Raw genomic sequence first — 12,546 nt, 5'->3', positions numbered from 1 at the left:
ATTGCCAGGCCTACATCTTCACATTGAAGCGTCCTTTGGCGCTTACGTGCTGGGAATGGAGGGGGATTTCAATGCTGAAGCCTCCCGCAACGGTCTTTGTTCCAGCATCCAGATATACCGCCAGGCTTCCGTTATTGATTGAAGTCGATTCGTTTCCGTTACCGTATACCAAGATGAATTCTTCGTTGATGAGTTCAACGCCGGTAACCAGTGGTGGATCAATTATGTTGTAGGTGGTCGCTATTAGGAATTTATGGTCGTCCTCTTCTGCCATCCATATGTAAAGGTCTCCGCCAGAAGTCGGATCATATTCCCTGAAAAAAAATATATTTTTAGCGATTATTTCCTGGCCGCCGTTAATGACCCACGCAAACATGTTGGTCGGATCATCGTTTTTAGGTATGGGCTGAAGCCAATACTTGTCAATATTCATGTTGCATTCCTCTTGACAGGTGTGAGCAAACTGCCCAGGAATATTGCGAATTTTGTTTATGCTCGTCTACTGTCAGACCTGACAGCTTGTGGGGGAGAGTTGTTTGGGGTAGGGCATTGCTGCGGGCAATAAAAAACCCGGAGGCTTTCGCTGTCCGGGTTTTTGTCTTTCAAACATCAATCAGCGGTTAAACCGCTCCACCAACGAATACTGGGTACTGGCCGTCTTGGTCAGTTCTTCACTCAGTAGCGCCGAGTGTTGCGCCTGTTCCGATGTCTGGTCCGCCAGTTGCGAGATGTTGCTGATGTTGCGGCTGATTTCTTCGGCCACCGAGCTTTGTTCTTCAGTCGCCGCTGCAATCTGCGTGGTCATGTCGGTGATGTGCGCCACCGCTTCGCTGATGCCGATCAGTGCCTGGTCCGCTTCCAAGACCCGCGCCACGCCTTCTTCGGCCTGTCGGTGCCCGGCGTCCATGGTTTGTACGGCGGTGTTGGCGGTCTGTTGCAGCTTGGCGATCAGGGCGTGGATCTGCCCGGTGGACTCGCTGGTGCGTTGCGCCAGTTGGCGCACTTCGTCCGCGACCACTGCGAAACCACGGCCCATCTCACCGGCGCGAGCCGCTTCGATGGCGGCGTTGAGTGCCAGCAGGTTGGTCTGGTCGGCGATGCCTTTGATCACATCGACCACGCCACCGATTTCGTCGCTGTCCTTGGCCAGTTGGGTCACGGTCAGGCCGGTTTCACCCACCACTACCGACAGACGTTGAATGGCTTCGCGGGTTTCCCCGGCGATGTCACGGCCGCGACTGGTCAGGCGATTGGCTTCCTGGGTGGCATCCGCCGTGCGTTGCACATGGCTGGCGACTTCCTGGGTGGTGGCGGCCATCTGGTTGACGGCGGTGGCCACTTGCTCGGTTTCGACGCGCTGGCGTTCCAGGCCATTGGAGCTGTTGTGCGCCAGGGTGTCGGACTGCTTGGCTTGCTCGGTCAGGTGCTCGGCGGTGTCCTGCAGACGGGTCAGGCAAGTCTTCAGACGCGCTTCCTGGCTGAGGATCGACATCTCCAGGCGCGCCTGGGCGCCACGGCTGTCGGTGTACATCTGGGCGATCAGCGGGTCGGACGTGGTTTGCCCGGCCAGGACCAGCAGGCGCTTGAGGCCGCGCTGTTGCCAGCTCAAACCCATCAGGCCCAGCGGCACCGATAAACCGGCGGCCAAGGCAAAACCCCATTGGGAGTTGAGTGAGGCGCCGATCATGAAGCTGATCTGGCTGATCAGAATAAACGGCACCCAATCCTGCAGGATCGGCAGCCATTTATCGGTCGAAGGAATCGCCGACTTTCCCTGATTGATGCGTTGGTAGAGCGCTTCGGCACGGCGGATCTGTTCGGCGGTGGGTTTGATCCGCACCGACTCGTAACCGACCACCTGATTGCCTTCGAACACCGGCGTGACATAGGCGTTAACCCAGTAGTGATCACCGGTCTTGCAGCGATTCTTGACAATGCCCATCCATGGCAAGCCTTGTTTCAGTGTGCCCCACATATGCGCGAACACCGCTGCCGGCACGTCGGGGTGACGGACCAGGTTGTGCGGCGCACGGATCAGCTCTTCACGGGAAAACCCACTGATTTCGACAAAGGCGTCGTTGCAGTAAGTGATCACGCCTTTGGCGTCGGTAGTGGAGATCAACCGTTGCTGAGCCGGAAAGGTCCGTTCGCGTTGTGTGTTGGGCTGGTTATTACGCATGGTGTTTTTTAATCCGCAAGACTTTGCAAGGCTTTGTCAGGTTGTCGGCAATGGGGGGGATTTATTGAAAATATTTTTCAATTGTGGGTGCTGTGTCTCAAAAATTCGTTCTTGGTAACATTCGGAGCTCAGTTTTAAGTGCTTTACGATTCGCCGATTTTGTTACTCAAGACATTTTTGCGAACGTACGCTTGGTCGTGAGTTTGGTGATCATGCCGGCCCGAAGGGCAACAAGCGCCTGACAAAATGGTTGTACGAGGCGCTTTTCTGTCCTCCCAATTCGCTGACCTGTTTGATGGGGTCAAAGGCTTGGCGCCTCTGATCTGCGGTATCGGAGGCGTGCTGAATTTAAAGCCTGAGCAGGCGTCGAAGGTCTCTCAGCGGGCGCGTCCAGCGCCATGAGTGGCTCTCGAGCAGGACGCGGTTGATTTGCGTACTTGCTTCGAGCTGTTGGCTTATGACGCTCATTTGCGAATCGCGCTCTGCCAGTGAAGCCCCCAGTGCATCGAGTTGATCGTCTTTCGCCTGCGTTACATCAGCCAACGCGACGCGAGCCGCTTCCAGTTGATCGTCTTTCGCCTGCGTTACATCAGCCAACGCGACGCGAGCCGCTTCCAGTTGATCGTCTTTCGCCTGCGTTACATCAGCCAACGCGACGCGAGCCGCTTCCAGTTGTGTGTTCTTCTCCCTCGTTACATCAGCCAACGCGACGCGAGCCGCTTCCAGTTGTGCGTTCTTCTCCCTCGTTACATCAGCCAACGCCACGCGGGCCGCTTCCAGTTCCGCGTTGTTCTTCCTCGTGACATCGGCCAACAACATTTGTGCGGCCTCTAGCTGTTGCTCTTTTTCCTGAATCACATCCGTCAATAGCAGGAGCTGTTGTTTCTCGATCAGGAGTTCCTGTGTGGTCTGATCCAACTGCAGTTTGGTCTGCTGGTCCTGGGCGATGAGCTCGGCGATGTGTTCATTGTTTTTTGCCCGGGTGGCTGTCAAGTCCTGGATCTGTTGTTCCTGGATATGGATGCGAGGAAGGGTTTCCTGTAGTTGTTCTGCGATATCTTTGGAGTGCTGCTGCAGGATCAAGGACTGCTGAGCATACTCTTGAAGGTCAGCTTCGAGCGTCTGGATGTATGACTGGCTTTGCACAAGCTTGAGGCTATCGTCGGCACGGAGCGCCGTAGACTGCTCTAGCTCGTGCATCAGCGCTGCGCTTCCTTGAGCCAGATCGACAATACGGGTATCTCGTTCAGTCAAGGCGACGACGTGTTCGGTGTATTGCTTGTTTCGCGTATCGAGGTGCTCAGTCAGGGACTTTTCCATCAGCTTGAGCCGCTCGTTATTGTTCTTCAGCTCCTGGATTTGTTCGTCACGCGTGTTTATGGCGTGTCGATAATCAACGGCTGCACGCTGGCTGATGCCAGCAAGTACAGAGGGGAGTGCGTCGATATCCTCAATGGGCAGGACCGAGTAAATTTCCGATATCGGGAGTTCTATGCGCCCCAGTTCCTCCCAGCTTTGAAGGTCCAGTGCCACCAGGTTTGCATTCACGATGGCACTGCTATCGATATTGCGTGAGCGACTCAAGCCGATGTACAGAATGTTGTCCTGAACGCAGATACCTCGGGTGTAACCGTCCAGCGTTTTGCTTCGCAACAGTTTTGCGCTGCTGTCGTATTCCCGTAACTCCCTGGTTTCGGAGTTGGCGAGTAACAGCTTGTCGCCAAACGGGACCAGGCTATGGGGTTGCGACAACGCCTCGATCAAGCGTTCTCCAGTGTGCAAATCCTGGACGAAACCGGCTTGGGTTGTATTGCCTTTGTACTCACGGTGGTCCGTGAAGTCACCAAAGGCGCTAAAGACTATGCGCTGATTCCAGAGCGCCAGGCAGTTGATATGTTTTGCGTCGTTTTCACCGGGAAAGGTCCATCGGCGCAGCGGGATTGCATTCATATCCAACTGCAGGACTTCATTAGCGTTCGTCCCTACAGCGTAGAGAGAAGAGTCCACGATGAGCACATCATGGATGTCGGGAATCGACGTCCCTGAGTCCTCTGAAGTTTGGTTTTCCTGGTAAAAAACCAGCCCCTCAGGCTGAAAACCCCTCAAAAATTTGTCACCACTCAGGCTGATGCCGGTGGTGTTGATGTCGTCCAGACGAAATACCAGGCCATTGTGGATAAGGAGCAGCCCCCCTCCATTGGGCGAGGAAACCAGCAGATTTTCGAATGCATTGGGCATGCTTGGCGTGTTCCTGAGGCAGGCAGGGAAGGGTAAAAAGATGCGGCTGTAAACGAGGCCATGATAGAAGTAGTCGCTTCGTTGATGCGAACTATCAGCTGTACGTTATCAGCAGCTATGAGGGTTTTTGAATCCTGAGGGGGTAGTTGGGATCAATGATGGCGAGCAGTTGATTGACCGACTCGTCCAGCGTCGAAATATTAGTGTCGATTCTCAGGTCAGGCTGCTCAGGTGCTTCATAAGGCGAGGAGATGCCAGTGAATTCCGCCAGGGTTCCCGCTCTCGCCTTGCTATACAACCCTTTTGGATCGCGAGACTCGCAAACGGCCAGAGAAGTGCTGACGTGTACTTCCCGAAAGTTGGCAGCGCCTATGATTTCGTGTGCCTGTTGGCGGTCATAATTAAAGGGAGAGATGAAGGCCGCGATGACGATCATGCCGGCGGAGTTCATCAGTTTCGCTACTTCCGCGACTCTGCGGATGTTTTCCGCCCGATCCTCCGGGCTGAATCCAATATTGTTGTTGAGTCCATGACGGACGTTGTCGCCATCAAGCACGAAGCACATGCGTCCCATGTCCATCAAGGACCGTTCGAGAGCGTAGGCGAGGGTAGACTTGCCCGAAGCGCTAAGTCCCGTGAGCCAAAGCGTTACAGGCTTCTGGCCCAACAGTTGACGTCGTTCCTCTGCGGTGACCTGGCTGCCATGCCATACCAGAAGGTTAGGTTGTTTATGTGCCATGAAATGACTCAATCCAATCGTAATGTTGAGGCGGGTTTAGGGGAGCGCGATGACGTCAAAACAGCGCTACGCCGGGTTTTGCTGTGTGCGTAGGTCGAACTCGGTTCGAGCGGCGTATACCTGTGTTTGCATGTGCGTCGCAGCGAAACGGTTCGCCCATAGATTGTTCTGGCGAAATTGATGAATAGTTGAATGATCGCTGTGACTGGCGAGCGCCTCAAGGGTGGTTTTACGCAAATCAGTTCCTTCATCCACTATCCAAACGCCAGGCTCTTGGCCACGTTGCGCCATTTCACCGAAACGGGTGGATATAACGGGCAAGCCGAGGGCGCGGTATTCATAGTATTTGATCGGGTCAACCGAAGCGGTCAGCCGGCTGAGTCTGAAAGGAATCAATCCTACCGAAAACGTTGCCATGGCTGCTATTGCACTGGCGTGGGAGCGCTCGGGGAGCAGTTCGATATTGGCAGGCAATACGCAAGGCGCCGGAGAGAATATGGGGCCGATCAGCCGAATTTTATTTTCAGGATTGGCTCGTGCTAGCGCAATGACCAGATCCCAATCGAACCACCGGCCCACCGTGCCGACGTAGCCGAGTACCTGTTGTTTTGCGCCCAGGTCAAGACTCTCGATCGGCACCAGTTCCTGCACGTCACATGCATTGAGGGCCAGTTCTACCTTGTCCGTCACGCTCAAGTGCTTGTCGCGAAGGGCCGTGGAGGACACCAGCACGTTAGATACCCGACGAATGAGGTGTTCCTGGCGACGTTCCATGGACCACCGTGACAGGCCCTGATAAAAGGCCGGAAAGTCATCCATGGCATCGTAGACGGCATAGCTTTCAGGCATGCGCGACAGCAACTGCAGAGCCAGTTCGGAGGGTTTTCCGACACAAATCATGCACGGTCCTCCCGCAGAAAACGCCGCGGTTTTTTTGAAAATGTTGCGCCAGAGTTGCTTTAGTACCATCGTCGAGCCCGGAATGGGCTCGATCGGTAAGGTCTGGAGTTTGCAGACCTGCAGCCAGGGCGGAACGCTGACGCTTTGCTGATCGGCAACAGGCAGCTTGCGTCTGAAATCATTCAGCGATGGCAAGCGTGTCGGGTACGGATCGATCCAGAACACGGACTCCCCGGTCTGGTTGTGATACCAGTTGACGAAATGATGCGAGCGCTGGCTGAAGCTGGCCCACGGCACCGGGGATAAGTAGATCATTCGCATTGTTGGAAGTGCTGCCTTAAAACGCCGACTATGCGCGCTGCGGCCTTGCCGTCGCCATAGGGGGAAACCCCACGTGCCATGCTCCGATAAGCCAGAGGGTCATCAAGCAAACGTTGTGCTTGTTCGATAATGGTGTCTCGGTTGGCACCTACCAGCTTGACCACGCCAAGGTCGACCGCTTCCGGGCGTTCGGTTTCCTCCCGGAGTACCAGAACGGGTTTACCGAGGGCTGGTGCTTCTTCCTGCACGCCGCCGGAGTCGCTGATGATAAGGTACGAGCGTTTCATCGCGGCAATGAACGGTGCGTAATCCAGTGGCGCACACAGAATGATGTTCGGTGTATGGCCGAGCAACTGATATGCGACATCCTTGACGTTCGGATTGGGGTGTACGGGGTAAAGAATCTGGATGTCCGGGTTCCGTTCTGCCAGGCTCTTGAGAGCCTGGCAGATATTCTGGAACGGTTCACCGAAGTTTTCTCTACGGTGGGAAGTCACCAGCACCAGACGTTTGCTCGGATCCAGCTCGATATCGAGTGGCAGCGTCCGCGCAGCAGTCATCAGCAACGCATCAATGACGGTATTGCCGGTCATGGTGATATTCGCTGGGGCTACGCCTTCGCGCAGTAGATTGTCCATGGAACCCTGAGTCGGTGCGAAATGCCAGCGGGCCAGTTTACCGGCGATCACTCGGTTGGCTTCTTCGGGGAATGGGTTGTAGATATCCCCGGTGCGCAGGCCTGCTTCGATATGACCGAAAGGAATCCGCAAATAGAAGCACGCCAGCGCAGCGCTCATCACGGTGGTCGTGTCACCTTGAGCCAGCACTACATCCGGTTTCTCGGACTGCAGGACGCCATCCAGATCCAGTAGCAAACGTGCGGTCAGCGTCGTCAATGACTGATTGGGGCGCATGATGTCCAGGTCCAGATCGGGAGTAATTCCGAAGAACTCAAGCACTTGGTCAAGCATGCCTCGGTGCTGGGCGGTGGCCAGAACCCGACAATCGATATTTTTTTCTGCCTGCAGAGCCTTGATCACAGGTGCCATTTTGATGGCTTCCGGACGTGTGCCGACGATGCAGAGTACCTTACGGATCATTCCTTTTGATTTCCTATCGTTGTGTTGCAAGTGAACGCCCTATCCGGTCCGCGTTGGCCATGATAGTCAGGGTGTGCGATTTCTCGGTAAGGCTGGGCAAGCAAGCCCCGTCGACAATATGTATGCCGGGAAGTCCCGCCACTTCGCCAAAGATATCGGTCTGCCCGATCTTGGGCATCGAGTGCATGGGGAGTGTTCCCGCATAGTGGATATCCGCCCCTGGCTTTCCGACGGTGAAACTCATGGGCATCAACAGCGCGCCCATTTTCCAATAGATTCGACGCAGCTTTGCCTCGGCAGTTTTCATGAGCGCCGGTATCTCTGGTTGCAGATCGCCGTTGATGCTCAACGAACCATCGGGGCGCAACGCTGCCGTATTGTTGGACAGGTGGCCAGGAAGGAAGATATTTCCGACAAGGCAAGAGCTGAGCAGGTTTTTCAGCAGTTCGATGCTATAGCGTTTGCTCATCGGAACCCGGCTGACAAACTCGCTCATCGGCAATCCTGTGGTGCTGAACGTCGAGCCGAAAGCCGTAGCATCAGAAGTCAGCTCCAGGGCGAACGATAGCTGGCCCAGACCAAACGCCGAAACTCTTGGGGTGCCGAGCATTTTCGGCAGCCATAGCAGGAAGGCTGCAGTTGGCGACGATAACAGTGGTAATGGAGCTGAATAATTCAGGTGCTTAAGGGCGAGTCTGGTCGACGCGAGAGTTCCTGCCGCCAGCAGTAGGCGCGTACCAGAGAACCGTCGGGAGGAGCGATGGTCGGTGATTGCCCACGAACCGTCCTGTTTCAAGAGGTCATCCACCAGGAAGTCTTGAACGTGCTGGAATCCCGGGTATTGCTTGAGTTTCGGAAGCTCTTGCGATGCGCAATACAGCGCCTGATTCTGACATCCCCACAAGCAGTTTCCAGACAGATCGCAGGCTTTGCGTTCTTCCAGAGGCTGGCTCAAGACTGCCACCCTGGAGCGGCCAAGACGAAACCCCGAATCGGGTAACGACTGTCGGCGTCGAGTGTAGTTATCAAGTAGTCGTTGATGCAATTTGTCCAGTGGCAAAGGCGGTTGCGACCACTCATCGAGGCCGAAGTAGCTTGAAAGATCGTCGTCGATCTGACCACTGATACCGATCCGGCGAGAGACCGTTTCGTAGGACTTCTCCAGCTCGGAGTAGTCGATGGGCAGATCGGAAAAATCGCTGGCGGGGAGACGCGCAACGCCGCAGCCCCAGGCATTCGACAGGCCACCGGTTGCCAATGATCCTATGCCGATAAAGTTGTTGGCTTCGATGCGATTGCTTGCGCTGAACCCCTGAAAGACATGGGCATGGGTCGGCGTCTTCAGTTTGGGTGATACCGCATCCAGTTGATTCAACGCGTGGAAGTTTTCGCCGATCATCCATTTCCACTGAAGCTCGTCGTTTGTCCTGCTGGTGAGGAACGGACGGGTCGGCGCCGCCGCTGAGCCAGCATCGACCTGGGCATCCACCATGAGTACTTTCAGGCCGGCTTTAACCAGTGGATAGGCGGCCGAAGTCCCGGCAGGGCCGCTACCGACAATGATTACATCAAATTCAGTCTTCACGCTGGGCTTCCCTTCCAAGAAACAGCTGGCGGGCAAAGGGTCGGCACAACAGGGTTGATATCCGCCACACAAGCTCTTTGACCGAGGTCAATCCCAGCGCTATCAGCGTGGTGACAAGGTTGCGCTGCTGCAGGGTGCCGAGAAACGTCTTCGCTCCCTGGGGGCTGGCTTCGGCAATACTGAGTGCAACCTGAAGCCGCCAGGAGAGATCCTGAGCGCAGGGCTCCTTCAGGACGCGGTGATTGTCGAGGAGTGTCAGGAGTATCGGCCAGCGCATCAACAGGCGTGAGCTGATGACCGGTCGGGTTTTGCCTGCGCGCTCCAGCGCTCTTGCGTACCGACTGATCAGGCTTCTTTGCGGCGGGTTTTTGAGCAGGTAGTTCAAGAGTGCGGCGGCCTCTTGAAGGAGTTGCCGGCGTTGGCCACGGCCAGAGCGGTGCATGCCATGAGCGAGGGGGCGCAACTTGACACCCAGCTTTTGCAGGGAGCGCTCGCTGTCCATGTGCGGGAGATTGATGAGTGAAAAAATCCGCTCCAGGCCCAGTTTCGTGCTCAGCGATTGCCCGAGTGACAGGCTGAGCAATTTGAGCAGTGCCACCGGCAGGGGGACTGGCAGGCGAACGGCATGGACTCGGTGTACTGCGATCGACATGAGAAAGCGGCCAAACGAAATCGGCTGCACCGCGCCCAGATTCAAAATCTCGGCGCGAATGTCTTCCTGCTCGACCACGGCCAATATTGAGGCTGCAAGGTCGTCGACATGGATGGGCTGCACGCAAGGCGCAGGCATTAATATCGGAATGATGGGCAGTCGGCGAACCAGTCTTGATAACACACCAAACAGCCCGCGTTCGGGGCCGCCATACACTTGTCCGGGGCGGATCACGACTCCTCCGGCGGCAAGCACCTCCTGCTCGATACGCCATTTTGTCCGGCCGTAAGCACTAGGAGCCGTGGCCTCGGCAGTCTGGCTGGAGATGAAGATGAACCTGGCCGAGCCTTGATGGGCGCAACGGATTAGCGCTTGAGCTGCCCTTACTTCGTTGTCCGCGCCAGTGTGAGTGCCTGTCGATGTATCGGCAGCCAAATGGATAAGCGCCTGAATTCCTGTCGGGCAATCAGGGGGCGGCCCCTGCAGGTCGTAAGCGAGCCAGGTATAGGCTGCGGGACACGGTTGGCGCGTGGCGCAAATGACCTCGTGTCCGCCCGCTGCCGCGAGAGATGTCAGCCGTTGTCCGATGTAGCCCGTCGCACCGGTAATGAGCAGCTTCATCGTCATACACCTTTAGTGCGGTCGGACGCGGCAGACGTGTGCGCATCGGAACTAAACACGAACAGTTTGCTGATCCAGTAAGTCACGACTACACAGGCCACGTCGGAGACAAACTTCACCGGGGTAGGGCTATTGACGAAATACAGACCCGCGCTGAACAAGGCCGAAGCAACCGGGATATTAATGGCGAGCAATGAGAAGTAGCTGAGTGCTTGAGCTTTGCCGCTGCCACGGGTCGACTGGAACGTAAAGTACCGATGCAAAAAGAAAGCGAACACACCGGCGACCCCTTTGCCGGCGATATTGGCCAGGACCGGTTGATCCTTGAATAAAGAGATCAAAAGCAAAAAGGTTCCCATGTCCAACGCATAGGCTAGGAGCTGGATAGCGCCATACCTGATAAAGGTCAAGACTTCCTCCTGATGACCACGATGTGATGGAGTGCGAGCACACGCCGCAAGGGGTAAAGCAGTTTTTCAACGACTTTAATCAAGGGGATCAGCGAATCAGGGAGCAACTGGCGAAAGTTTAATCCGCCCGAAATCAGGTAGCGGGGATAATTACAGCAAATTTCCTGATGGACGATCTCCAGACCAGGGTGCTTGAGCTCGAATGCGTTCCTGTCCCGAACGAAGACGATATAGCTGAGGGCCTGATTGGCGCCGTTCATGGGGCCGGTCGACGGTGTTTCCCACGACTCGAAGTGCATGTCGAATCCCTCGGACTTGAACAGACGCTTATAGAGAAAAGCGGCAAATGGTCCGTGAAAGGGTTCTATTAAAATGGCCCCGCCACCTGGTTTGAGCGTCCTCTCCAGCTCTGTGAAAAACCGATCGGGATGAGGAAAATGGTGAAAGCAGTTTTGGCCATAAAATGCTTTGACCGAGTGGTCGTCCAGGCTCATTGATTCAGCATTCAGTGCCATGTCCAGTTGCTCGGTGGAGACAATGTCCGTGGCCAATACTTCAGGGTACGAATTGCGCATGGGCGCGATGCCCGCACCCAGCTCCACCTCAAGACCTTTGACCTTGAAATACCGGTCGGCCAGGCGATGAAACGAATGATGGAATTCGATGAATACTTCCCGGAGCATTCGCTTGCGCTCAAGAACTCTCTCATGAAGTTCAAGGCGCTCGACGCCATCGACGTCCAATGCCTTGAGCGATGGATCGGACAGAAAATCTCTCAGTGCCTTCATAGGTTTTTTTCTCGCAATGGCATTGCCTTACGGCGCCTGGAATGCCTTGGCCTGCTTGGTACGGAGGCGATGTCATGGCCGAGGAATGCCATGATCAACTGCAACCCAAAGAGCATAGGCAGAGCGCTGAGCATCACGGTCCCGGCTGGCGTCGCGACGGCATTCTGAGCGGATTCAAGCCAGTGATAGCTGCCGAAGAGGGTCCCGAACAAGAACATGAGAATCCCGATCGGTAATTCGATCGAGGCCAAAGACATGTCTCGCAGGTAGTAGTTGTAGAACACTCGTTTGGTAAAGTTTCGCAGGTGTTTGAATAGAAACTCGCCAATGATTTTCGAGATTTTAAGATTGCTGACTTCGTCGCCGTATCTGGCTTCCATTGGGATATCGACAACCACGGCGCGCACGGTGTTCAAGCGGAACAGAATGTCGGTCTCGAAAAAGTAGCGTTGACTGACCTTGTCGAGGGGCAATAGCTTGGCGACGTCACGATGAATCGCGGTATACCCGTTAGTGGGGTCAAACAGATCCCAATACCCCGTCGACAGTTTGGCCATCAGCGACAATATGGCATTGCCGAAGAGGCGAACCCGCGGCATCGATTGAACTTCTTCCAGATCGAAAAAGCGATTGCCTTTTGTATAGTCGGCTTCTCCCGCAAGGATCGGCTCAATAAAAAGCGGGATCAGACCCGGATCCATCTGACCATCGCCATCGACTTTAACGATGATGCTCGCACCATCCTCAATGGCTGCTCGATAGCCGGTCATTACTGCACCGCCCACCCCTTTGTTGACGTCGTGGGGCAGCACCTTGACTCTCGGGTCGGTACAGGAAGTCAGCACATGCCCACCTGAACCATCTGGGCAGGCATCGTCAATGACATAGATACGCCACACTTCCGGCCCTATGGCTTCAATGACACCTGCGATGTGCGCAGTTACCCGGTAGCTTGGGATGACTACCGCAACTCGTTGTTCTTCCGTGAAAAGCTCTGTTTTTGAGTTCATCGA

Annotated in this window: 11 protein-coding genes; all 11 read right to left on the bottom strand. The window is 55.4% G+C overall.

Features of this window, described 5'->3' with window-relative positions; translation table 11 throughout:
- Positions 1-10: 10 nt before the first annotated feature.
- Positions 11-433, bottom strand: a complete 423-nt coding sequence (locus ACZ89E_RS12975) for a hypothetical protein (protein ID WP_476255820.1) — start codon at positions 431-433, stop codon at positions 11-13.
- Positions 434-613: 180 nt separating this feature from the next.
- Positions 614-2,179: a methyl-accepting chemotaxis protein gene (locus tag ACZ89E_RS12970; protein WP_149660532.1), complete on the bottom strand. Its 1,566-nt coding sequence runs from the start codon at positions 2,177-2,179 to the stop codon at positions 614-616.
- 348 nt (positions 2,180-2,527) lie between these two features.
- The gene (locus ACZ89E_RS12965) at positions 2,528-4,417 is read right to left on the bottom strand and encodes a DUF4915 domain-containing protein (protein ID WP_476255819.1); all 1,890 of its coding nucleotides are present in this window, start codon (positions 4,415-4,417) and stop codon (positions 2,528-2,530) included.
- A 115-nt stretch (positions 4,418-4,532) separates the two neighbouring features.
- Positions 4,533-5,156: an adenylyl-sulfate kinase gene (gene cysC / locus ACZ89E_RS12960; protein WP_149660530.1), complete on the bottom strand. Its 624-nt coding sequence runs from the start codon at positions 5,154-5,156 to the stop codon at positions 4,533-4,535.
- 66 nt (positions 5,157-5,222) lie between these two features.
- Positions 5,223-6,371 (bottom strand): glycosyltransferase family protein, encoded by a 1,149-nt coding sequence (locus tag ACZ89E_RS12955; protein WP_256672344.1) that lies wholly within the window; start codon positions 6,369-6,371, stop codon positions 5,223-5,225.
- On the bottom strand, positions 6,368-7,477 hold the full coding sequence (wecB, locus tag ACZ89E_RS12950) for a non-hydrolyzing UDP-N-acetylglucosamine 2-epimerase (RefSeq protein WP_149660528.1): 1,110 nt from the start codon (positions 7,475-7,477) through the stop codon (positions 6,368-6,370). The genes ACZ89E_RS12955 and wecB overlap by 4 nt, the downstream gene beginning before the upstream one ends.
- 13 nt (positions 7,478-7,490) lie before the next feature.
- Complete coding sequence (locus ACZ89E_RS12945) at positions 7,491-9,062, bottom strand: FAD-dependent oxidoreductase (protein WP_149660527.1); 1,572 nt, start codon at positions 9,060-9,062, stop codon at positions 7,491-7,493.
- Positions 9,052-10,335, bottom strand: coding sequence for an NAD-dependent epimerase/dehydratase family protein (locus ACZ89E_RS12940; RefSeq protein ID WP_476255818.1), 1,284 nt, complete (start codon positions 10,333-10,335; stop codon positions 9,052-9,054). The genes ACZ89E_RS12945 and ACZ89E_RS12940 overlap by 11 nt, the downstream gene beginning before the upstream one ends.
- 2 nt (positions 10,336-10,337) lie before the next feature.
- Positions 10,338-10,745, bottom strand: a complete 408-nt coding sequence (locus ACZ89E_RS12935) for a GtrA family protein (RefSeq protein WP_149660525.1) — start codon at positions 10,743-10,745, stop codon at positions 10,338-10,340.
- Positions 10,742-11,533: a class I SAM-dependent methyltransferase gene (locus tag ACZ89E_RS12930; RefSeq protein WP_256672343.1), complete on the bottom strand. Its 792-nt coding sequence runs from the start codon at positions 11,531-11,533 to the stop codon at positions 10,742-10,744. The genes ACZ89E_RS12935 and ACZ89E_RS12930 overlap by 4 nt, the downstream gene beginning before the upstream one ends.
- Positions 11,530-12,543 carry a glycosyltransferase family 2 protein gene (locus ACZ89E_RS12925; RefSeq protein ID WP_149660524.1) on the bottom strand — a complete coding sequence of 338 codons (1,014 nt, stop codon included), beginning with the start codon at positions 12,541-12,543 and terminating at the stop codon, positions 11,530-11,532. The genes ACZ89E_RS12930 and ACZ89E_RS12925 overlap by 4 nt, the downstream gene beginning before the upstream one ends.
- Between the last annotated feature and the right edge of the window lie 3 nt (positions 12,544-12,546).

The organism is Pseudomonas sp. TE3899, assembly GCF_056279105.1.
Note: the sequence above shows the minus strand (reverse complement) of the source record. Positions and strands in the feature narration are given on the sequence as shown.

Excerpts from the sequence above, each read along its gene's own strand:
- ACZ89E_RS12975 (WP_476255820.1), bottom strand. The coding sequence starts at position 433 with ATGAATATTGACAAGTATTGGCTTCAGCCCATACCTAAAAACGATGAT.
- ACZ89E_RS12970 (WP_149660532.1), bottom strand. The coding sequence starts at position 2,179 with ATGCGTAATAACCAGCCCAACACACAACGCGAACGGACCTTTCCGGCT.
- ACZ89E_RS12965 (WP_476255819.1), bottom strand. The coding sequence starts at position 4,417 with ATGCCCAATGCATTCGAAAATCTGCTGGTTTCCTCGCCCAATGGAGGG.
- cysC (WP_149660530.1), bottom strand. The coding sequence starts at position 5,156 with ATGGCACATAAACAACCTAACCTTCTGGTATGGCATGGCAGCCAGGTC.
- ACZ89E_RS12955 (WP_256672344.1), bottom strand. The coding sequence starts at position 6,371 with ATGATCTACTTATCCCCGGTGCCGTGGGCCAGCTTCAGCCAGCGCTCG.
- wecB (WP_149660528.1), bottom strand. The coding sequence starts at position 7,477 with ATGATCCGTAAGGTACTCTGCATCGTCGGCACACGTCCGGAAGCCATC.
- ACZ89E_RS12940 (WP_476255818.1), bottom strand. The coding sequence starts at position 10,335 with ATGAAGCTGCTCATTACCGGTGCGACGGGCTACATCGGACAACGGCTG.
- ACZ89E_RS12930 (WP_256672343.1), bottom strand. The coding sequence starts at position 11,533 with ATGAAGGCACTGAGAGATTTTCTGTCCGATCCATCGCTCAAGGCATTG.
- ACZ89E_RS12925 (WP_149660524.1), bottom strand. The coding sequence starts at position 12,543 with ATGAACTCAAAAACAGAGCTTTTCACGGAAGAACAACGAGTTGCGGTA.